This window comes from Pseudohalioglobus sediminis (assembly GCF_008370495.1).
Taxonomy (GTDB): Bacteria; Pseudomonadota; Gammaproteobacteria; order Pseudomonadales; family Halieaceae; genus Halioglobus.
In genome coordinates this window covers 565439-587429 of sequence record NZ_VTUX01000001.1, presented here as the reverse complement: position 1 = coordinate 587429, position 21991 = coordinate 565439, and the positions used below count along the sequence as shown (strand labels likewise).

Here is a 21991-nt window from a genome sequence, read left to right as displayed (position 1 = left end):
GCGCAAGTCGCCGCTGCGCTCGCCCAGGCTGCATGGCGGTTCTACCTGCGTTACCAGTCGCCGTTTGATTTTCGATAAAAGTTACATAGGCTTAGTACATGCAAGATATCAATCCCAGGCAAGTTATCGAAAGTGGATCCTGGTTCCAGGGCCTGCCAGGGTCCGCCCTGGACCAGTTGGCGGCGGCCGCGGTAATTCGGGAATTGCCGGTTCTCAGCTATATCTACGAGCAGGGCTTGCCCACTCGAGAGATCTGCTGTCTCTTGTCGGGGCGAGTGAGGGTTTCGATTTCCAGCCCGAATGGCCAGGAATTTGCGCTGGTAGACCACGAGCAGGGTACATGGTTGGGTTTGCCGGCCCTGATGGGTGATCAGCAGCGCGTGATCGACGCTCGTGTAATTGAGTCCTCGCGCTTGCTGGTGTTGCCACGTGAGGTTGTGCTGGCGGTCGGTGATGAACACCCAGTGATGTATCGCAACCTGTTTTACCACAACCAGGAGATGTTGCGTGGCTTGCATGTCCTGATGGCAGGCATTCTTTTCTACCCGCTGCGGTCCAGGGTGGCGGGGCGCCTGCTCGACTTTGCCCGCGATCATGGTAAAGACACGGCGGAGGGGTTGCTGCTGGACATCAAGATTAGCCAGAGTGAGTTTGCCCGACTCTCACTCGGGTCCCGTCAAAGAGTCAACAAGGTATTTCGCGAATGGAGCGAGCGCGGCATTGTAATTACCCGCGATGAATATCTACTGATTCCCAGTATCGAAAACCTGGAGGGGGAAATAAGCCTGTTTGAGTAGGCAGTCACCTTGGTGACAGGTGGGTTTTCATTTCGACTGCTAGTCTCTTCATCGATAGTCAGCCCAATCGCCTGGCGGCGAGTGTTTGCTGGCTTAACCGATAAACAGACAGCGGTGAGCGCAATGTTTGAACTTGACCCCAGGGCGAGCTACATGATGCCTGCGCATTTTGGCCCACGACCTTTTTCGACAAAAGCATCAGGGTGGTACAGGGATGTCACCAGTATGGTGGTCTCCTTCGTGACTGACCGTGAGCAGTTGGGGCGCTATCTGCCGTCACCGTTTCGTGTGGCTGAGGAGGCAGTGGTCACCATCACTTATGCGTGCAATCGCCAGGTCGATTGGTTGGCTGGTAACGGCTACAACCTTGTTGCGGTCAGCGCAGCTGCTGATTTCATTGGCGAGCAAGAGACACTTTCCGGCGACTATGCACTGGTCATGTGGGAAAACCTGACGGATCCCATACTCACTGGGCGTGAACTACAGGGCATACCCAAAGTCTACGCTGACATCCAGGATCACACGGTCCTGCACGGTGATTGGCACACCAGCGCCAGTCATTTTGGGCACAAGTTCCTTGATCTTGACGTCAGCAATTTGCGAGACCCCAGCGAAGATGAAATTGCTGCCGATGCGGCCGCAAGGCTGGGTCGTGACAATCCCATGGCCTGGCGGCTTTATCCCGGCGTGGGCGGTTTTGGCGAGAGCATTAACGAGTACACAACCTTCCCCTCGGAGAATCGGATCACCGATGCCTGGGTAGGTGAGGGTGAGGCGCGCTGGCAACACCTTTCCTGGGAGCAGAATCCGACGCAGTTTCACATAATTAATGCACTGGCTGATCTCCCCGTGCTGGAATGGCGACCTGCTGTGGTGGTAAAAGGCAGCACCAATCTGGTCGTGGCTGAGAGATTGCCGCGGGTGATCAACTGATGACCGTACCGGGGATCAATACCGTCTGCTATGTAGGCGCCGGCACCATGGGTTGTTACAACTCTCTCGCGGCAGCTATCTCGGGTTACGACGTGGTCTTGCAGGATGTGAACCCCGAAACACTGGCAGGGGTTGGCCAGCGCCATCAAGAGTTTGCGGCAATGCTGGTCGGCGGTGGTTACTGTGGGCAGGATGCGATCCCGGCGGCGCTCGCGCGTGTGACGATCCAACCGGACCTGGCCCAGGCCGTAGCCGATGCAGACCTTGTCAGTGAATCAGTGTTTGAGCGACTCGATATAAAGCGGGATGTGCACGCAAAACTCGATAGCATGTGTTCGCCGCGTACGCTCATCACGACGAATTCTTCTATTTTGCAGGTATCGCAGATTGAAGACGTGCTGCAGCACGGTGAGCGTTTCGCAGCACTACACTCACACCTCGGGTCACCGCTGGTGGATATTGTGCCCGGTCCGCGCACGGACGCGGCCTGCGTGGAACTGTTGAGGCGCTATGTACTCAGTATCAGCGGCGTGCCGCTGGTGTTGAAAAAGGAGTATCCGGGTTACGTGCTCAATGCCATGCTGGGCCCGGTGCTGAGCGTGGCTCAATCGCTGGTGCTCGATGGGGGCGCGACCGTCGAAGACGTGGACCGCGCCTGGATGACCTCGCGCAGTGCCGTTATGGGGCCATTCGGCATGATCGATTTGTTCGGTATAAACCTTATTCACGATACCTGGGAGCAGCAAGAGCGCAGCCACTACCTGCCCGCGTTGCGAGAACAGGCGCTGGATTTTCTTGGTTCTTATATGAAGCAAGGCCATCTGGGCATGAAGAGCGGTCGGGGTTTTTACCGTTATCCGGAGCCTGCTTACCAGCGCCCCGAGTTTCTCTCCGAAGCGAGGGGGCTGGAAGATCTGGCGGCAGCGCTGGAGGTCGCCCTGATCGGCAATGCTGTTTTGATCGCAGCCGCAGGCGTGGCGGATGCAGAACAAGTCGATCAGGCCTGGCAAGCAGGTACTTATCTTAACAGTGGCCCGTTCGAGATTTTATCGTCGATGGGGTTCGAGGCATTCAGCCGGATGCTCTCGCGAGAAGTAGCAGGCGCCAGATTCAGTGACGTGGCTGCCGCACGCGTCAAGGATTATCTGGGGACAGAATTCGCCAGGACAGGAGGTTTTCACCATGTCTGAAAAGAGTCTGGATATCGCTTACCTGTTTTCGCTAACTGGCAAGGTGGCCCTGGTCACCGGCGGCTCGCGGGGCATAGGCTATATGATTGCCCAGGGCTTATTGCAGGCCGGGGCCAGGGTCTACATTACCGCTCGCAATGCTGGCTCATGTGAGGAGGCAGCGGAGTCACTCAGTGCCTATGGCCACTGTGTTGCCTTGCCCGGGGATGTAACGAGTGAGATAGGCCGCAAGTCAATTCTCGCCAGGTTGGGCGAGCGAGAGGCCTGTTTAAACATCCTGGTAAACAATGCGGGTACCGCCTGGGGTGATGTATACGAAAGTTACCCGCAAAGTGCCTTCGACAAGGTGATGCAGACCAACGTCGGGGCGATGTTCTGCTTTACACGGGATCTGACACCATTGCTGGAGAGAGCGGCGACTGATCGCGATCCCGCAAGGGTCATCAATATCGGCTCTATGGAAGGGCTACATATCCCTACAGTGCACGGTGTCGGCAACTATGCCTATACTGCCAGCAAGGCAGCGGTGCACCATCTTACACGACACCTCGCGGTCGAACTCGGGCAGCGGCAGATCACGGTAAACGCTGTTGCACCGGGCTTTTTTTCCAGCCGTATGACAGCTCACGTATTCGAGTCTGCCCGCGAACGGATTGAGGGTAACAGTCTGCTCGGCAGGGTAGGGGAGCCGGAAGAGATGGCGGGTATTGCCGTATACCTGGCTTCAAGAGCGGGTGCCTATACGCACGGCGCTGTCATCCCGGTTGACGGGGGCACCAGCGTCAACCATCAGCACGCCGCCACAACCGTTCCCACCAATGACTGAGCTCGGTTTTGGCAGGAAGCTCAGCTACGGTGTGGGTCAGCTATCAGATGGCATAAAGCAGTCTGCGTTTACCACCTTTCTATTTTTCTACTACAACCAGGTTTTGGGCCTGCCCGGCAGCCTGGCGGGCATGGCAGCGTTGCTGGCATTGGTTGTCGATGCAATAACGGACCCGATGGTGGGGCAACTTTCCGACCGCTTCCGGTCGCGCTGGGGCCGCCGGCACCCGTTCATGCTTGCAGGTGCCATTCCATTTGGCCTGGCGATGGTGCTCTTGTTCAGCCCGCCTGAGGGACTCTCTCAAATGGGACTGTTTTGCTGGATGCTCGGTGGGGCGGTCGCTGTTCGTCTCACGCTGACACTGTTTTTTGTGCCTCATTTGTCTCTTGGCGCGGAATTGGTGACGGATTATCACGGGCGAACGTCGCTGATTGGCTACCGTGTGTTTTTCACTTACGCCGGTATTCTCATGACCAGCGTCATCGGCTTTGCCGTGTTTTTCCCGCCTTCTGATGCATACAGCAACGGCATGCTCAATCGGGAGAGTTATCCTCATTTTGGTGTTTTCTGCGCCTTGACCGGTACTCTGGCAATGCTGGTCTCGACCTTCGGCACTCGGAAGGCGATCCCGTACCTTACCAGGCCGGTGAGCCGTCCTGGCGATGGCTCAGCCCTATGGGCGTTTGTCGAAGTATTTCGCACGCTAAGGCTTCACTCATTCAGGATACTGTTCCTGTCGGTTCTTGTATTCAGTACGCTGGCGGGTATTACCCAGACCCTGCTGATCTATGTCGCGACCTACGTGTTCGAGTTCCAACCTGGCCACCTCGCCGGGCTGGCAAGTTCTGTGTTGGTCGGTATTGTGTTTGCTTCGCCCGTTGCGCAGTACCTGTCACGCCGATATGACAAGAAAAGAGCACTGGCCACTTGCGTCATTCTGGGGGGGGTATTCGCATTTTCGCCGCAGATACTGTATTTCGGTGGGCTCCTGCCGATGATGAGCGCCTCGACCAAATTTGCGCTGATTTTCTGCTTGAACGGGATATCCCAGGTGTTCTTCATTGGCTATATCATTCTGCTGGACTCGATGCTCTCCGACAGTATCGACGAGCACGAGTTGGAGAGTGGCAGGCGTGAAGAAGGCCTGTTTTTTGCTGCGCGCTCCTTCGCCGCCAAGGCGAGCTATGGTCTTGGCAGCTTCTTTGCGGGCATTGGTCTTGACGTCATTCGCTTTCCACGTGAGGCGACACCAGAAACCGTCCCGCCTGAAGCTGTAATGCACCTGGCGATTTTCTCCGGGCCCATGATGTTGACGCTCTTTATAGCCACGGTACTGATTTCCAACCGCTATCCCATGAATGCCTCCCGTCATCGGCACATCATGGAGGGGATCGGGGCCAAAACTGCACCCTGATCCCCTTCGCCCTGGCGACTAGAAGCTGTATTGAACCTCCAGGCTATAGGTCCGCGGTGCGTTGGGGAAACCGACCACAGCGCCTGCAGAGTTGAGACGCTCCAGGCTCATGTAGGTTTCTTCCTCCGTCAGGTTACGTCCCGCCAGAATGACGCGCAGGTCCTGTGAAGGGCTGAACCAGGTAGCCATGGCGTCAACGCGGTAGTAGCTGTCGCCCAATGTAGCATCGGTATTGAAGGCATCGTACTGGCGCTCATCGACCCAGGAGTATGCGCCGGAAAGGACGAACTCACCGATTGACTGTGTCGGAATTGCATAGGCCGCGTTGAGGTAGACCTTGTTCTTGGGTGCCTGTGTCAGCGGGTTGCCAGACAAGTCCTGCTCATCACCCGGGCCATCGCCGGAAATGGTATCAATCTGGCCATCAAATTCGGTGTATTCACCGTCCAGGTAGCTGTAGTTTGCCATCAGTGTCAGATTCTCAGTGGCCAGCCAGGTCGCCTCAATCTCAAGTCCCTTGACCTCTGATTCACCGGCATTCACCAGTTGCTCCACCAGCAAGCCGTTGATGATGGTATTGGTCTGCACCTGCATGTCATCGTAGGTGTAGAAGAACGCTGCAGCATTCACGCGCAAGACATCGGCGAATGTGCCCTTGAATCCCAACTCGTACGAGAGGACGGTTTCCTCGTCAAAACTGCCGTCGGGTTGTACCGGTCCGAGATTGAATCCTCCCGCCTTGTAACCGTTGGCGATGCTGGCATACAACAGTATGTCGTCGTTTGGCGTGTAATCGAGCACCATGCGTCCGGATACATTGCTCCAGTCATCCTTGAGACGACGGTTAAATGTTTCCTGCTCGCGATCCAGGAAGCCGCAGCAATTCTCGGGGAAACCGTAGGCGTTCCACAATGGTTTCAAAGCATCGTAGGCAGAGACGCCCGGTGCGACGAACGCGACGCGGGGGTCGGCAATAATGGTCTGCGCCTCGTAGCCGTCCTTTTCATCCTCGGTGTATCGCACGCCCAGTGTCAGCTTCCACTCGGGATTGAAGGAGTAGTTCCCGTCAGCGTAGACCGCCTTTGACTCTGTCTCGAGGCTGGTAAACTGGTCCACCTGTCGCCTGCCCGGATTAAAGAACAGTTCCGCGGCAGGGTTGGTGGCGTCCGCAACCAGGATGGCGTACTCAAGCGGGTCGGCTGTTGGCGTGGAGGCGATGTAAGGCTGATCTTTGTCGCTTTCGTAGTAGTAGAAGCCGACCACCCATTGCAGTGCGCCGTCACTTGCGGACAACAGTTGAATTTCGTGGCTCTGGCTATCCTGGAACTGGCCGGAATACTCCAGGCCGCGGACATCGGGATTGGAGGTAAAGCCGAAGTCACCGTTTTCCGCCTCCCAGTCGTTTTCGCTGTAACTCCCAATGTACTTCAGTGTGACCGAAGAGAGGTCCCAGGTCAGGTGGGTTGCATACTTGTTGCTGCGGTAGTCGCGGGTGCGTAAAGCATCGTTGTAATCTACCTTGTAAGGATCCTTCAGTGTTGGGTTTTCCTTGTCCCAACCGAACTGCTCGCTCAGGAAGAACCCGTCCTGGGTGACTTGATCAGTGATATAGGGCGTGATCAGTGTGCCATTTGCGAGCAGCCCATTGCGGTAGTCGTCGGTTTCATCGCTGGCATAGCTGAACCAGATATTGAATGTGTCGCTGACATCCCAGCTGAGTTGCGCTCCCCAGCTGCGGTTGTCCTGGTCCCAGATGTCCTTGCCACTGATATTTTCGATATAGCCGTCGCGAGTCTGCTGCTTGGCGTAGACGCGATACCCCAGCGCATCGGTAATTGGCCCGGATGAAGACACGCCCCAGTCGAGTCGATCGTAATTCCCGATAGTGCCGCGTACCTGGTGTTCAAAGTTCTCCGTGGGTCGCTTGGAAATGATATTGATGGCGCCGCCGCTGGTATTGCGACCGAACAGGGTACCCTGAGGTCCACGTAGTACTTCTATGCGCTCCGTGGTGAGCGATGTGCTGCGATTCAGCTCGTTTAGCTCGGAAGAGTAGATCCCATCCCGGTACAGGCCAATGCCCGGTTCGGTGCCCAGTGTGTTGGTAACGCGACCTATACCGCGCAGAAACAGCCTCGACGGCTCTTCGCGCACGGACAGCGAAGGTACCAGGGCCTCGTAGTCGCCTGCGCTGGTAATGTTGAGATCGTCCAGGGCGTCTCCGCTGAGTGCGGTGATGGCGATGGAGGTGTCCTGCAAACCTGTTTCGCGCTTCTGCGCGGTGACGATAACCTCTTCCAGCATCGATTCGGCGACTACTGGCAGACTTGTGGTAGCTGCGCAAACAGCTGCGGCCATGATTCTGTGTTTGGTATTCATGCGGTTATTCCTGTTAAGTGATTATTGGTAACTCTGCCTTACACATGGAATATATCTGCAACGCCTTGAACCTCCTTGTCACCCAAGTGACAGGGTGGCCCGGGCAATAGTGCCGGGTTTTGTTCACCACCGCTGATGGCGAGCTGCATTTGGTAATCATGGAGGAGATGGCGGCATCGCCATGTCGCCGGATTGACTTCTTTAACTGCGCGGTGGTTTTGTGGCTGGACCGGGTGACGACCCAGGCTTTGCGCGATAAGGTGCATGGCTAAAATGATTAGGGAGCAGGCGTGTGAGCTATAACAGAGTGAATCTGAAAGCATTTGGCGGACCGGAGCAGTTGCAACTGGAAACAGTAGAGCAGCTGCCAGAGCCGGCGGCAGGCGAGGTGCGAGTAAAGGTGCTCACCGCCGGCACCGGGTTTACCGATACGATTATCCGTCAGGGGCAGTACGTGGGGGTGAAGGAAAAACCGCCGTTTACCCCGGGCTATGACTGGTTCGGCGTGGTGGACAAGCTCGGGTCCAACGTGAAGGGCCTGGCGGTGGGGCAGTACGTGGCCGATATGCCGGTAATTGGCGGCTACACCCAGTATCTCTGTGTTGATGCAGAGCGTGTGGTGCCGGCACCGGACGGCCTGGATCCGGCTGAGGCAGTGGCGATGATCCTGTCTTATACCACCGCCTACCAGATGCTGACCCGTATACGGGAGCTCAAGCCCGGCAGCACCTGCCTGGTGCATGCGGCCGGCGGGGCGGTGGGTACCGCGCTGCTGGAACTGGGACGCGAGATGGGGCTACAGATGTACGGCACCGCGTCGACGGCCAAGCATGAACTGGTGCGTGGCTTTGGTGCCACGCCTATTGATTATCGGCGGGAGGATTTTGTCGAACGCATTCTCGCGGATACCAATGGCCGGGGTGTCGACGCGGTGTTCGATACCATCGGCGGCAAGAACTGGTCGCGCTCTTACCGCTGTGTCGCGCGGGGTGGCATCCTGATCGCGTTCGGGGCGCTGCAGTTGACTACCGGCGAGGAGAAGGTGCCTTCGTTGCTGTGGGGCTTTTTCAAGCTCATGGCCGGTTGGCGTCTGATCCCCGATGGCCGCGCCTCGGTGTTCTACAACATCCAGACACGCCGGGAGAAACATCCCGAGGAGTTCAAAGAAGACGTCGCCGCCCTGTTTGGCATGCTGGTCGGGGGCAAACTCAAGCCCGCGATACAGGCAGTGGTGCCACTGCAGGAGGTGCAAGAGGTGCACCGGCAAATCGACGCCGCGGAGATCGCCGGCAAGGTGGTGCTGCGCTGCGCTGACGACACCTTGTAGGAGCGGCCACGGCCGCGATACCCAGGCGCGCGCCAAAACCCTCGCGGCTGTAGCCGCTCCTACGGATCCGGCAAAGCCCCTGCAGGAGCGGCCACGGCCGCGAACCCCAGGCGCGCGCCAAGACCCTCGCGGCTGTAGCCGCTCCTACGGATCCGGCAAAGCCGCTGTAGGAGCGGCTACAGCCGCGATCACCCGGAAGTACACTAGTTCTAAAGCAGCACAATATGACGCTGGTTGAAGCGCACCGGCAGGGCCTCACCCGTGGCCACGTCGACCTGGCTTGAGGCCAGGCATTGCACCTGCTGTCCATCCGGCAGGGCCAGCGTGTAGAGGAACTCGGCGCCGCGAAATGCACGCCGCAATACCGTCAGCTGCACGCGGCTTTGCGGGTCATAAACAACGTCTTCCGGCCGCACCAGTACCTGTACCAGCGCCCCGGGTTCAGGGTGCCCGGTCTCGCTGTCCGGGCTGAGGCCGATTTCGGGCAACCACTGTTTGTCATCCGCGGCGGTCAGTGTGAGCAGGGCGCCATCGCCGATAAAGGCGGCGGCAAACCGGGTCCTGGGGTGATGGTACAGGTTGTAGGCGGAGTCCGATTGCACGATCTCACCCTCGTTGAGCAGGGTGATGGAATCGGCCATGGCAAAGGCCTCGTGCTGGTCGTGTGTGACCAGTACCGCGGTGACGTTGCGCGCCTTCAGCAGTGCGCGTACCTCCACCGCCAGTGTCTCGCGCAGTGCGCTATCCAGGCTGGAGAAGGGTTCATCCAGGAGGATGATTTCCGGCTCCGGTGCCAGCGCCCTTGCCAGCGCCACGCGCTGCTGCTGTCCGCCCGACAACTCATGTGGGAAGCGGGCGTGGAAGTCACCCAGGCCAACCAGTTCAAGCAGTTCCTCGACGCGCCTGCGCCGCTCCCGGCGTGCCAGCGTGCGCAGCCCGAAGCCGACGTTGTCCTCGATGCTGAGGTGTGGAAACAGGGCAAAGTCCTGGAACACCATGCCCACGCGCCGCTGCTCCGGCGGGACATTGTGTGAGGGGCTCGAGATCAACTCACCGTGCAGGCTGATGCTGCCTGCGGACACCGGTTCAAAGCCGGCGATGGCACGCAACAAAGTGGTTTTGCCACAGCCGGAGGGGCCCAGCAGGCAGCCGATCTCTCCGGCGCCAAGGCCAAAGGATATGTCTTTTGCCGCGACGACATCGCCATAGTTGACGGACACGGACTGCAGCTCAAGTTGTCTCGGCATCTCATTCATTCCCGGCTCTGGCGCCGCGGTTAAGCAGGATAACAGGTAGCAGGCCGATCAGAACGATGGCAAGCGCGGGCGCGGCGGCGTCGACCAGGCGCTCATCAGAGGCCAGCTCGTAGGTGCGCACCGCCAGGGTGTTGAAATTGAAGGGGCGCAGGATCAGCGTTGCCGGCAGCTCCTTGAGCACATCGACGAACACCAGCAGCAGCGCCGAGAGCAGGCTGGCGCGCAGCATGGGCACATGCACGCGGCGCAGCACGGAGGCGGGGCTGGCGCCAAGGGAGCGCGCCGAGTCGTCGAGGCTGGGCCGGATGCGCGCCAGCCCGGCCTCAACCGATTGCAGCGACACCGCGAGAAAGCGCACCAGGTAGGCAAATACCAGTGCCGCCAGCGAACCACTGAGCAGCAGCCCGCTGGAAATACCGAAGTGTTCCCGCAGGAAGCCGTCTACCTGGTTGTCCAGCCAGGCAAACGGCACCAGCACGCCTACTGCGATCACGGTGCCGGGCACGGCATAGCCCATCGCCGCCGTGCGCACGGCAACCGTCTCCACGCGGTGCGGGTGCAGGCGTTTGCCGTAAGCCAGCAGCAGAGCCACCCCCAGGCAGCAGCAACTGGCCAGCGCTGCCAGCATGAAGGTGTTGCCCGCCAGCGCGAAGAATGCGGCATCGAACTGCGCGCTGCCGGGGCCGGCAGCCCACAGCAGTAACTGCGTTGCGGGCAAGGCGAAACCGGCCAGTACCACGCAGGCGGCCGCAGCCGTGCACACAATCTGCCGCCAGCCCTGCAGTTGTATGCGCGTTACCTGGCCGCGGGTGGCGGCGTGGTGGAAGCGCATACGCCCGCGTGAGCTGCGCTCGATTGCGAACAGGGTGAATACGAACAGCAACAGGAACGAGGACAGTTGTGCCGCGGTGTTGAGCTCCCCCAGTCCGTACCAGGTACGGAAAATGCCGGTGGTGAAGGCGCTGACGCCGAAATAGTCCACGGTGCCGAAGTCGGCCAGGGTTTCCATCAGCGCCAGGCTGACACCGCCGGCGATGGCGGGCCTGGCCATCGGCAGGCCCACGCTGAAAAAGGTTCTGCCGGCACCCAGCCCCAGGCTGCGACTGGCCTCCAGTAGGGCGGTGGACTGCGCGGCGAAGGCGGTGCGCGCCAGCAGGTAGACATAGGGGTAGAGCACCAGCGACAGCATGCAGATGGCGCCGCCCAGGGAGCGAATCTGCGGGAACCAGTAGTCCCCGTAACGCCAACCGAAACTGTCGCGCAGCCAGCTTTGCAAGGGCCCGGAAAAATCCAGCATGCCGGTGTAGGTGTAAGCGATGATGTAGGCGGGCATCGCCATGGGTAACAGCAGGGCCCAACTGAACAAACGGCGCCCGGGAAACTCACACATGGCCACCAGCCAGGCCATGGACACGCCCAGCAGGAAGGTGCCGGCACCCACGCCGGCCATGAGTAGCAGGGAATTCACGACGTAGTCCGACAGGACGGTTTCAATCAGGTGATGCCATACCGGGCTGAAGGGCAGTGCGAGACTGCCCAGGATGACCAGCACCGGCAGGCTCAACAGCAGCGCGGTGGCAACCAGTGCCAGGCGCCAGCGCGTCATCCGGGGGAGCTGCAACAGTGAGCGATTGGTGTGTGCGTCTGCACCTATTTCCAATTGGCGCGATCCATGGCCATCACTGCCTGCGCATTGAGGCGGCCGAGTTCGCTGGCGCTGACCTGGTCTGCCTTGAACTCGCCCCAGGACGCAAGCAGTTCGCTGCGTGCGACGCCTGCACGTGCCGGGTACTCGTTGTTGCTCTCGGCATACCAGCGCTGGCTGTCTTCACGGGCGAGGAACTCGATCAGCTTGATCGCCTCGGCGGGCTGCTTGCTGGCCGCGGTGACGCCGGCGCCGCTGACATTGATATGGGTGCCCCGGCCGGCCTGGTTAGGTCCATCCTGGTCCGGCCAGAAGATGCCGACCTGCTGCGCCGCGCTGCGCTGCCTGTCATCCCCGGAGTTGATCATGCCGCCAAGGTAGTAGCTGTTCACCAGGGCGAGGTCACATTGGCCGGCGGCAACAGCGGCAATCTGGTCGCGGTCGCCACCCTGCGGCGGGCGCGCGAAATTGGCGACAAAGCCCTTGAGCCAGGTATCGGTTTGCTCGGCGCCATCGGTGGCCAGCATGCCGGCCACCAGCGACTGGTTGTAGATATTCCCAGAGGAACGCACGCAGATGCGGCCTTTCCATTTGGGCTCCGCCAGCGCTGCATAGGTGCTCAGTTCTCCCGGCTGGACCCGATCCAGCGCGTAGACGATGGCGCGCGCTCGCACCGAGAGGCCATACCAGTAGCCCTCGGGGCTGCGCAGATTGGCCGGAATCGCGGCGTTCAGTTGCGTCGACTCCACCGCTTGCAGCACGCCGGCCTCCTGCGCCCGGTACAGACGCCCGGCGTCACTGGTGATCAGGACATCCGCAGGTGAGTTGCTGCCCTCACTGCGCAGCCGCGTCAGCAGTGCGTCCCCTTTCGCCGTCACCAGGTTAACTTTGGTGCCGGTCTCGGCGCTGTACTGGTCCAGCAGGGGTTTTATCAGCGCTTCCTTGCGCGCGGAATAGACATTGATTTCGCCTGCCGCAGCGGCGCCTGCGCCCAGTAGCAGGCCCGTGAGGATCGAGAAGAGGGCCAGGCCTGTAATGGTGCGTGGACGACGTATTTGCATCATGGTTCCTGCTTGGTCTGGTTTGAGAACGCTAATTATTCTCATTATTGGCGCGGGCGCAAGGGTAATTTGCCCGGCCGTTCTGTGCCGCCGATACCCGTGCACCGCTCAGGGCCCGGGCACATGATAAACCGGCAGCCCGCGGCCGAAGGGCACTTGCTGGTCCGGGTCATAACCGGAGCTGACCATCGCGTCCTGCCAAAGGGGCTGCCAGCACTGCTGCGCCTCCAGCAGGGGGCGCGCCAGTGCCGCGACCTCTTCAGGGAGCGCCCTGGCACGGTGTTGCAACCGTTCCAGGCACCAGACGCGGTATTGCGATACCGGCAGCCGGGTATAACTTGTGCCCTGCAGTGCCACCGAGTACTCGCGCTGTTGCCGCGCGTGGGCCGCGGCGTTGGCAACGAGGTTGGGCAGGTGGGTGGCACCGATCTCGGCAAGCAGCGGCAGCAGGTCATCCGGTATCCCGGTGACCAGCCCGGTACCGCAGGCAGAGCCGCGTGTGCGCCACAACCTGGCTGTCCAGGCGTACACCGCCGGCGCGCGTTCACGCATGATCATGGCCGGGTCGGGGTCATTGGCAAAGTGCCGGAACAGCGGCCCGGAGAGACCAAAGTCCGCCAGCGTCGGTCGCTCACCGAAGACGAAGGGCCGCTGGGTGAACACGCGCTCCAGTATGTCGAGTAAGCGCAGGTAGCCCTGTTCCACGTGCGCGCGGGTCTGTCTCGTGACGCCGTCCCCGTCGACAAAATATTTTTTCTGCCGCCGCCTGACCGACCAGCGTATCAGGACGCGGGGCAGCGGGGTGGTGGGTGCCATTTCATCGACAATGAGGTGCCCGAGCATGGCGCGGCCCGCGGCAAAGCTCCAGCGATAATGCATGGCGGGTCGCCACAGCCACTCGTCGGCATAGTCCTCGATCAGCCGGCAGACGAAATCCTGCAGCGGGTCGTCGGGATAGATACTGTGCCGGGGCCACTGGGTCTCCAGCCATTCGATCATCGGTGTGGAGTCGGTCATCCAGCGCCCGTCGGCCAGCTGTATGGCGGGCATTTGCCGGGCGCCTGTCGCCTCCGGGATGATGCGCTCGAAGTGCTCAGCGGTCATCGACTGGTAGCTAAAGGGTATCTCCTTGTAGCGCAGGTAGTTCTCCATCTTCCCGGTGAAGTAGGATACCTTCAGCCCGTAGAGAGTCATGGCGGGATGGGTTGTATTCATGTCGGGTACCGGTTGATGCGTTTTGCGTAGGCGCTAATCGCGTACACTCCCAGGCAGATAGGACAGGGTTTTATCATAATGAACAAGACCACGCTCGAACAATGGCGCATGCTGCAGGCGGTGGTGCGCCACGGCGGTTTTGCCCAGGCGGCCGCAGCCATCCACAAAAGCCAGTCCACGATCAACCACGCCGTACACAAGCTGGAGGACCTGTTGGGCCTGCCGCTGCTGGAGGTCGTTGGACGCAAGGCACAGCTCACCGAAGCCGGGGAATTGATGTTACGCCGGGCCGAGCAGTTGCTGGACCAGGCCGGCAAGCTGGAAGAGATCGCGGCCAGCCTGGCCTGTGGCACGGAAGCCGAGATACGCATCGCGGTGGATGCGATTTATCCGAATCGCTTCCTCGCCGATGCACTGCAGGCGCTGTCGCATGCCTACCCGCACACGCGTGTGCAATTGCTGGAAACGGTGTTGTCCGGGGGCAACGAGCGCCTGCTTGCCGGCGAAGTGGATCTGCTGGTCACCGGTGACGTGCCCGGCGGGTTTGTGGGGGAGCCCATGATGCGGGCCGAGTTCATCGCGGTCGCCCATCCCGAGCATCCGCTGCACCAGCTGGGCAGGGCGCCTGCACTGGCGGACCTGCAGCAGCAGCGCCAGATAGTGGTGCGGGATTCTGCCCAGGACAGCAGCACCGACTCGGGCTGGCTGGGTGCGGAGCAGCGCTGGACTGTAAGCCACGTGGCCACGTCCATCGAAATGATAGAGCGGGGTATGGGCTTCGCGTGGTTACCGGCGCTGCGAATCAGTGATGCGCTGGCGGCCGGGCGCCTGCAGCCGCTGGCGCTGGAGCAGGGGAGTGCGCGATATACCGAGGTCTACCTGGTGTATGCCGACAGGGACAGGGCCGGTCCCGCCACCCTGCACCTGGGTGAACTGCTGCTACAGGCCTGCCGGTAGCAGCATATAATTCTAATAAAACGAAACTAATAGCCAATAAAATGCGATTTTAATTCGCTTATTGCGAACATAAGGTATAGCCATTGCCGGGGAGGTTCCCCACCACAACAGCAAGGAGAGATGGCGATGGGTATGTTGGTAGACGGTCAGTGGCAGGACGTATGGTATGACACCGAGTCCACCGGGGGTTCTTTCAAGCGCGAGAGCGCGCGCTTTCGCAACTGGGTGACCGCTGACGGCGCCCCGGGGCCGGAAGGCGAGGGGGGCTTTGCCGCAGAGGCGGGGCGCTATCACCTGTATGTCTCCCTGGCCTGCCCCTGGGCGCACAGGACGCTGATCATGCGCGCACTCAAGGGCCTTGAAGATGCCATCGACGTATCTGTGGTTAGTCCGATCATGCTGGCAAATGGCTGGACCTTTAACCGGGATGAGGGCAGCACCGGCGACGCGCTGGCAGGGCGCGACTTCCACTACCAGGTGTACACAGATGCGGCCCCCGACTATACCGGCAGGGTGACCGTGCCGGTGCTCTGGGACAAGCAGCGCAATACCATTGTCAGTAATGAATCCTCGGAAATCATCCGCATGCTCAACAGCGCCTTCGATGGCATTACCGGTAATAAAGATGACTATTATCCGCAAGCCCTGCGCGAGGACATTGAGCGCTGGAACGAGCGCATCTACCCGCGCGTAAATAACGGCGTCTACCGCGCCGGTTTCGCCACCAGCCAGGCGGCCTACGAGGAGGCCTATGCGGAAGTGTTTGCCGAACTGGACGCACTCGATGCCCACCTGGCGAAGCAGCGCTTCCTGGTCGGTGACCAGCTCACCGAGGCGGATATCCGCCTGTTCACCACGCTGATCCGTTTCGACGCCGTGTACCACGGCCACTTCAAGTGCAACCGCCAGCGGCTTGAGGATTATGCGCACCTGCCGGGATACGTGCGGGATATCTTCCAGTTGCCGGGTGTGAGCGAGACCGTCGACTTCGACCATATCAAGACGCACTATTACGCCTCGCACGGCACCATCAATCCCACCGGTGTGGTGCCGCTGGGCCCGGACATCGACTTTACGCGCCCGCACCACCGCGGCTGATCAGCAGCACGCGGCGGAGTGCGACCGGCGCAGTGCAACTGCCTCATCGAGACTGCCACGGTGCGACGGTGAGAGACCGGGCCCTGGCGATAGGGCCCGGCAAGGACGTCGCGGTGCTGCGCTATTCCTCGATAATCAATGTCTCGCCGATCTGCGCGGCCTGGATATCCTGCTCGCAGAACGGGAAGCGCACCCAGCGCTTCTCGGCATAGAGCCTGCTCTGGTCGGCATAGTGGTCTGAGTCGGGGCGCACGCTCTGGGAGTGGGTCAGCATGGTGTCCGCTATGGGGCACTCGCTCTCGTCCCACGATACCACCTGTATGTAGGAGTTGCCCGCGCGCGGGTTCTTGTAGCCGCCCTCCTGCAGGCTGGCGCTGATGGCACCGAACACACCCATGGTGCCGGCGCCGCCGTGGATGGGCACCTGTTCGTTGTTGCGTTCGAGGAACTGTACCTCGCCCCAGGGCGCATCCAGCGGCACACCGGCCTCGTTCAGGCGCTGGTAGGCGTAAAGCAGCTTGTCGATGACCAGGTCGCGGTTGGCGGCGATGTCCGTGTCGATACCGGCGGGGGTGGTGATCGGCCTGGCCGGGTCGAAGTCCACTGCCCAGAACTCATCGCTGACAACCACATTCTGGAACTGGCTGCCGTACTCGTCGCGGATGCCGCTCCAGAATTCGGTAAACACCTGCGCGCCGCGGCTATCCACGTTCACGCGGCGGTCCCAGTTGCCCAGCACCTCGCAGGTCTCTGTGAGCATGGGCCCATTGGCGGGGTCGGCGTCGGGGCTGTTGAGGTAGTCGGCGCAGATCTGCAGCACATCGTCGAGCACCAGTTCGGCTGCGTGCACGCGGTTGCTGTACATCAGGCGTTTGAGCGTATCCGCGTCGAACAGGGGCGTCTCACTCAGTTCATCCTCGCCGGCCAGTCGGTCGGCAATCATGCTGTGGGTGATGCGCGTGCGCAGGAACTGCTGGTTGCCCTCGTGGCCCATCCAGCCAAACACGAAGGGAAAACCCTCCAGCGGCATGGTGGCATCGGTGAGCCAGTAACTGTTGTTGCTGTTGCCGGCGGTGCCGGTGCCGAGTATCTGCGGGTGCGCCTCGAGGCCGAACAGGTTGGTGCCTTCCGGGCTGTCAGCGTCTTCGCCCCATTCGCAATCCGAACGGCTGCCGTCGAGCCCGATCAGGGCGTTGGTGGTGACCGCGGCGATCAGCCCGCCGATACCGTTGAGGCATTCATCCAGCTTGGCCTGGTCCACGTGGGGCACGGCGCTGATCTGGCCATAGAACATATTACCGTGGCGGTCCGCCGCGAACTCATGGAACACCGGGTTGCCGATGTAGCGCAGCGCGGTCCGGTATTCCTCCATGTTGGTGGCCTGGGCTTTTTCCACCCACTGCTGCAGTGAGCGCAGGCCGGTGTCCAGGTTGCCGTCGCGCATGGTCATCAGTGTGCCCGCCGCCGTGGGCCAGCCACCCAGCGCCGGGTTGACGCCGGCCAGGTCGATGACCAGGCCGTACTGGGTGCTATAGAACGTGCGCTCGAGGGTTTCCAGGGAGCCGTCCTCCTGCAACTGCTGTGCCTGCACGGTGGTGGCGGTAATGTCGCGCATCTCGCCATCGTACTCGTACTGCATCGGGTCATCCGGGTTCAGCCGCACTTCATACAGGGTGAAGCGGGTAGCGTAGTCCACAGTGTGGGTCCAGGCGACATCCCGGGTGAAGCCGATGCCGATCCAGGGCAGGCCCTGCAGCGATGCGCCGGCGGCGTCGTATTCTCCCGGAATAGTCAGGTGCGCCTCGTACCAGCGGCCACTGCCGTTCCAGGGCTGGTGCGGGTTGCCCAGCAGCAGGCCGCCGCCATCCTGGGTGGCGTCACGGCCCGCGGCGATGGCGTTACTGCCTACCTCGGTAGGACGGATAGCGCGGCCCATGGCCAGCAGGTCCTGCGCCAGTCCGGCGCGCACGCCCAGCTGCGCCGCGCTGGCCGTCTGCATGGCGTCCGGACCCTGCACGCGCAGGATGGCGTCGCGCACGATGCCCTGGTCGGTGCTGGCCTGCAGGGCTATCTTGCGCAGGTACATCATCAGGTCGATACCGTCGAAGGCGTACACCCAGGGTTCATTGCGGCAGCCTGCTTCCCCTTCCGGCAGCGCATCCGTGCCGGTCTCATCGAGATAGCGGCTCATGCCCGCGGCGAAGCCGTCGATCAGGTCGCGGTCGCGCTGTGGCAGCTTGACGTAGAAGTTCTCGCTGAACTCGTCACGCGTGCCGTTGATGTAGCGCCACAGGAAATCATTGTCGATGCCGTCACCGGTCAGTTCCGCCCAGCGGCCACTGGCCAGCGCTACCTCGCGCATGGTGACGCAGTAGTTGTCCTGCGCGTAGGCATAGCCATAGCCGTATCCCAGGCTGCCCCAGTTGTCGGCCTTGATGTGGGGGATGCCGTATTCCGTGCGCCGGATTTCCGCGGAGAAGACCGGCTCGACCGGAGGCGGCACGGGGGGCTCGACAGGTGGCTCAGCCGGGCCATTACTGTCCGATGAGTCACTGCAGGCGGTGATAGCCAGGCTCAGCAGGGCGACTGCCGAGATACGGTGTAATGTGCGCATGGTGCGTCCTCGCGGTAGCTTGTCAGGTGTAAACCAGGTTGTTGTTATCGTGCTGTTCAGGGCGCCAGGGCATCCCACTGCAGTGCCGCCGCGGCCTTGATGCGCTCTGCATCCGGTGGCAGCAGGAAGCCCGCGGCGACGGCGTCATCGGTAGACTCGGCCACCGCGTCGACATAGCCCTGTTTGTCCACATAGAGCATGGCCATGGTGGCGGCATCGAACAGTTCCGTGGTGCCGAACAGGAAGCAGAAGCTGCCGCCCGCCTGGCCCTCGCCCGACAGGCGCGCCGCGGGAACATCCACGTAGGGTGTGCGGATGCCGCCCAGCACGTTGCCGTTGTCATCCAGTACAAAGGCGTCCTGGGTGTCGTTCAGGGCGAGTCGCTCGGCCTGCGGTGGTGCCACACCATCGCGCACCCAGGTGTTGAGCGCATCCAGGGCGGCGTTGAAGACCCAGGGGTGCGGTCCGTTGTTCAGCGGCACCGGGCAGGTCACCAGGCCTTCGGCGACGGCGTTCTCCTCCACCACGACAGCGAACTGCGGGTCGTCGCCTCGGTCGTCGAAGCCGATGAGGGTGGTGTAGGTGTCGGCGTGCGCCGTGCCGGTAACCTCCCAGAGGCGGAAGGTGTCGCTGTCATCCTGGCGGTCACTGACAAAGCCCAGGAACAGGATGTCGGTCTCGGTCTGGAAGTTCAGCACCGGCGCGTTGAGGTCGGTGCGGATGGTAACCACTTCCGGGGTGGGAATGGGCGTCTGCGGATCCTGTGCCAGGGCAGAGCTGCCGTCGCCGCGGCTGTGCACCAGGTAGCCGTCGAAGGCGTTGTACAGCGGGTGCACCGCGTTGATGTAGGTAGTGAGCCGGCTGGCGGACTGTGATTCACCCATGGCGATCAGGCGCTGGGGTGAAAGCCCTTCCAGCAGGTCTACATCCAGCGGATTGCGCAGGGCCTGTGCAACCTGGGAAAACATATCGTAGGAAAAACTGTCGCCCGGGTGCAGCAGTGACTCGTAACGTGGCGGGTTGATGGCCTTCAGGTGGAAAGGCACGATGCCGCGGTCGCTGCCTTCGATGCCAACAAACTGTGCCGATACGCCTACCCAGGCGTGGCCGTCGCGCAGGAGGCCGGTGCGACCGGCATTCCAGCTCGGGGCAATATCAAACCCGCTGGTCACGTTCAGCCACTCCACGAACACGGTGCCGCTGAACTCGGCGTCATTCTCGGGCCGGACCACGACAACCCGCGTCCGGTAGTCGGCTGTCTCCGCCGGCTCTGCGCTCCAGCGGCCATCACTGCCGAGTTCCTCGAGGTTAACGAAGGCCGTCGCCGTGCCGGAAAGGAAAAACTCGCGTGAGCGGTAACCGAGGTCAGCCAGCGGGAAATTGGTCAGCTGCAGGAAAAACTCGCCCTCGTCCGGTGGATTTTCTATTGCGGGATCAGCTATGGGAAGAAACGGATTGTTGTTTTGCGGAGGGCGGTCACTGCTGTCACTGCACCCGGTAAGGGCGACAAAAAACGTTACTAACAGTGTGGAAAAGAGAGCTTTGATGCTGCGCACTATGATTCATCCTTATTCTGGCACGTGACCGTAATATGCCCCGTGACCGCGCTAAAAGTCCAGCGACTCCCGGCCGTATCGAGGTGATCAGGCTGCTGGGCTGTTGCGTATATTGCTACGAACAAACGTCAGCGATGGAGTAACGCGTGATGAAATTTTTCGGTCTGGGTATGGGGGTGTTGATGAGTTTGATATTGGGCAGTGCTTCAGCAAACGCCATTGAAGAGCCCGAGTACGAGGTGGTCGAGCTGATTGGCGAGGTGGAGATCCGCGAGTATGCGCCCCGCATCGTCGCGGTGACCACGCTGGCGTCCAACAGTGATACTACCGGCGGCTTTCGCCGCCTGGCAGATTACATTTTCGGTGGCAACAGTGCAGGCAAATCGATCGCGATGACCGCTCCCGTCGAGGAAACCCTGGGGGTGCCGGAGCCGTTGATGGCCTTTACCATGCCGGCCGAGTACACCATGGCAGAGCTTCCCGAGCCCGACAATGAAGCCGTAACGCTGCGCGAAGTGGATGCACGCACGGTCGCGGTAACGCAATTCTCTGGTTGGGCCACGGCGGGAAGAGTGGCGCGTGCCGAACGTGAACTGCGCGAGGCCCTCGCGCAGCGGGATATCACTGTCACTGGCGCTGCTACACTGAATCAGTACAACCCGCCCTGGACGCTGCCGTTCCTGCGACGCAACGAAGTGATGGTGCCGGTGGCGACCCGATAACCGGAGAACAATACGATGATGAATTCGGCGGCATTTCCGCAACATGTGCTGGTCACCGGCGGCACAGGTTTTATTGGCCGGCACCTGGTGGCCGCCTGTGTGGAGAAAGGGGCCACGGTGACGGTGCTGAGCCGCAGCGAGCATGCCAGCGGTGACAAGGTGCGCTTCATTCGCTCGCTGGACGACTTCGCAGCCCCCGATGCGGCCTATTCGGTGATCAACCTGGCCGGTGAGCCGCTGAACAGCGGGCGCTGGAACGCGAAGCTGAAGGCCGAGTTGCGGCGCAGTCGCATCGACATGACCGGGCAACTGGTAAAGTGGATCAATCGCCAGACCCGGGCCCCGGACGCCCTGCTCAGCGGCTCCGCCGTGGGCTGGTACGGTCACCGCGGCGATGAACTGCTGACCGAAGTCTCCGAGCCGGGATCGGGGTTCAGCCACCAGCTGTGCGCGGACTGGGAGCGCGCCGCCAAAACCGATCTGCGCGAGGAGACCCGCTGCTGCATCGTGCGTATCGGCGTGGTGCTGGGCACTGAGGGTGGTTCCCTGCCGGAAATGTTGACGCCGGCGAAGCTGGGCCTTGGCGGGCCCATGGGCAGCGGCCAGCAGTGGTGGTCGTGGATTCACATTGACGACCTGGTGGCGATGATGCTGTGGTTGCTCGAGTATCCGTCCTATTCCGGCGTGTTCAACGGCACCGCGCCCAACCCCATGCGCCAGCGCGACATTGCCAGTGCGCTGGGCGATGTCATCAACCGTCCCGCCTTCATGCCCCTGCCGGGTTTTATGGCGCGGCTCATGCTCGGCGAGTTTGCCGACGAGATCCTGCTGCAGGGCCAGCGCGTTGAGCCCGCGCGCGTGCAGGCCATGGGTTTTGAATTTTCCCACCCGACTCTGGAGGGCGCATTGCAGGACCTGCTGCAATGATCCGCCGCCGGCGCGAGAGCGTACAAGTTTCTGAGTTTTGATATTCCAATGAATGCGTCGGCCCGGCCCGGCAA

General features: G+C 61.2%; 17 protein-coding genes. 10 read left to right on the top strand and 7 right to left on the bottom strand.

Going from position 1 to position 21991, the window contains the following annotated elements; translation table 11 throughout:
* Window positions 1-98: 98 nt before the first annotated feature.
* The 5 genes from F0M18_RS02515 to F0M18_RS02495 all read left to right on the top strand — a co-directional run bounded on the left by F0M18_RS02515 (window position 99) and on the right by F0M18_RS02495 (window position 5160).
* Window positions 99-797 carry a Crp/Fnr family transcriptional regulator gene (locus F0M18_RS02515; RefSeq protein WP_149609792.1) on the top strand — a complete coding sequence of 233 codons (699 nt, stop codon included), beginning with the start codon at window positions 99-101 and terminating at the stop codon, window positions 795-797.
* Between the two features lie 123 nt (window positions 798-920).
* Window positions 921-1730, top strand: coding sequence for an acetoacetate decarboxylase family protein (locus F0M18_RS02510; RefSeq protein ID WP_262500802.1), 810 nt, complete (start codon window positions 921-923; stop codon window positions 1728-1730).
* The gene (locus tag F0M18_RS02505) at window positions 1730-2920 is read left to right on the top strand and encodes a 3-hydroxyacyl-CoA dehydrogenase NAD-binding domain-containing protein (protein WP_149609791.1); all 1191 of its coding nucleotides are present in this window, start codon (window positions 1730-1732) and stop codon (window positions 2918-2920) included. Before F0M18_RS02510 ends, F0M18_RS02505 begins: the two co-directional genes overlap by 1 nt.
* Window positions 2913-3746 carry an SDR family oxidoreductase gene (locus F0M18_RS02500; RefSeq protein ID WP_262500801.1) on the top strand — a complete coding sequence of 278 codons (834 nt, stop codon included), beginning with the start codon at window positions 2913-2915 and terminating at the stop codon, window positions 3744-3746. The genes F0M18_RS02505 and F0M18_RS02500 overlap by 8 nt, the downstream gene beginning before the upstream one ends.
* Window positions 3739-5160, top strand: a complete 1422-nt coding sequence (locus F0M18_RS02495) for an MFS transporter (protein WP_149609790.1) — start codon at window positions 3739-3741, stop codon at window positions 5158-5160. Before F0M18_RS02500 ends, F0M18_RS02495 begins: the two co-directional genes overlap by 8 nt.
* An 18-nt stretch (window positions 5161-5178) precedes the next feature.
* Here the strand turns inward: F0M18_RS02495 and F0M18_RS02490 are convergent, their stop codons facing one another.
* The gene (locus F0M18_RS02490) at window positions 5179-7539 is read right to left on the bottom strand and encodes a TonB-dependent receptor (RefSeq protein WP_149609789.1); all 2361 of its coding nucleotides are present in this window, start codon (window positions 7537-7539) and stop codon (window positions 5179-5181) included.
* Between the two features lie 292 nt (window positions 7540-7831).
* Here F0M18_RS02490 and F0M18_RS02485 point away from each other — a divergent pair, with 292 nt between their 5' ends.
* Window positions 7832-8866 carry a medium chain dehydrogenase/reductase family protein gene (locus tag F0M18_RS02485; RefSeq protein WP_149609788.1) on the top strand — a complete coding sequence of 345 codons (1035 nt, stop codon included), beginning with the start codon at window positions 7832-7834 and terminating at the stop codon, window positions 8864-8866.
* A gap of 209 nt (window positions 8867-9075) precedes the next feature.
* Here F0M18_RS02485 and F0M18_RS02480 read toward each other — a convergent pair whose 3' ends face one another.
* The 4 genes from F0M18_RS02480 to F0M18_RS02465 all read right to left on the bottom strand — a co-directional run bounded on the left by F0M18_RS02480 (window position 9076) and on the right by F0M18_RS02465 (window position 14043).
* Window positions 9076-10113, bottom strand: a complete 1038-nt coding sequence (locus tag F0M18_RS02480) for an ABC transporter ATP-binding protein (RefSeq protein ID WP_149609787.1) — start codon at window positions 10111-10113, stop codon at window positions 9076-9078.
* A 1-nt stretch (window position 10114) separates the two neighbouring features.
* Complete coding sequence (locus F0M18_RS02475) at window positions 10115-11782, bottom strand: ABC transporter permease (RefSeq protein WP_223177886.1); 1668 nt, start codon at window positions 11780-11782, stop codon at window positions 10115-10117.
* The gene (locus F0M18_RS02470; RefSeq protein ID WP_149610105.1) at window positions 11773-12828 is read right to left on the bottom strand and encodes a Fe(3+) ABC transporter substrate-binding protein; all 1056 of its coding nucleotides are present in this window, start codon (window positions 12826-12828) and stop codon (window positions 11773-11775) included. Before F0M18_RS02470 ends, F0M18_RS02475 begins: the two co-directional genes overlap by 10 nt.
* Window positions 12829-12936: 108 nt before the next feature.
* Window positions 12937-14043, bottom strand: a complete 1107-nt coding sequence (locus F0M18_RS02465) for a glutathione S-transferase family protein (protein WP_149609786.1) — start codon at window positions 14041-14043, stop codon at window positions 12937-12939.
* A gap of 78 nt (window positions 14044-14121) precedes the next feature.
* Here F0M18_RS02465 and F0M18_RS02460 point away from each other — a divergent pair, with 78 nt between their 5' ends.
* Together F0M18_RS02460 and F0M18_RS02455 are read left to right on the top strand one after the other, a co-directional pair.
* Window positions 14122-15000 carry a LysR family transcriptional regulator gene (locus F0M18_RS02460; RefSeq protein WP_149609785.1) on the top strand — a complete coding sequence of 293 codons (879 nt, stop codon included), beginning with the start codon at window positions 14122-14124 and terminating at the stop codon, window positions 14998-15000.
* 126 nt (window positions 15001-15126) lie between these two features.
* Window positions 15127-16098 carry a glutathione S-transferase family protein gene (locus F0M18_RS02455; RefSeq protein WP_149609784.1) on the top strand — a complete coding sequence of 324 codons (972 nt, stop codon included), beginning with the start codon at window positions 15127-15129 and terminating at the stop codon, window positions 16096-16098.
* A 121-nt stretch (window positions 16099-16219) separates the two neighbouring features.
* Here the strand turns inward: F0M18_RS02455 and F0M18_RS02450 are convergent, their stop codons facing one another.
* Window positions 16220-18712, bottom strand: a complete 2493-nt coding sequence (locus F0M18_RS02450; protein ID WP_149609783.1) for a penicillin acylase family protein — start codon at window positions 18710-18712, stop codon at window positions 16220-16222.
* Window positions 18713-18768: 56 nt separating this feature from the next.
* On the bottom strand, window positions 18769-20268 hold the full coding sequence (locus F0M18_RS02445) for an alpha/beta hydrolase domain-containing protein (RefSeq protein WP_223177885.1): 1500 nt from the start codon (window positions 20266-20268) through the stop codon (window positions 18769-18771).
* A 149-nt stretch (window positions 20269-20417) separates the two neighbouring features.
* Here F0M18_RS02445 and F0M18_RS02440 point away from each other — a divergent pair, with 149 nt between their 5' ends.
* Both F0M18_RS02440 and F0M18_RS02435 read left to right on the top strand, forming a co-directional pair.
* A complete protein-coding gene (locus F0M18_RS02440; protein WP_223177884.1) occupies window positions 20418-20990 on the top strand; it encodes an SOUL family heme-binding protein in 573 nt (190 codons plus the stop codon).
* A gap of 15 nt (window positions 20991-21005) precedes the next feature.
* Complete coding sequence (locus tag F0M18_RS02435; RefSeq protein WP_223177883.1) at window positions 21006-21917, top strand: TIGR01777 family oxidoreductase; 912 nt, start codon at window positions 21006-21008, stop codon at window positions 21915-21917.
* Window positions 21918-21991 lie beyond the last annotated feature (74 nt).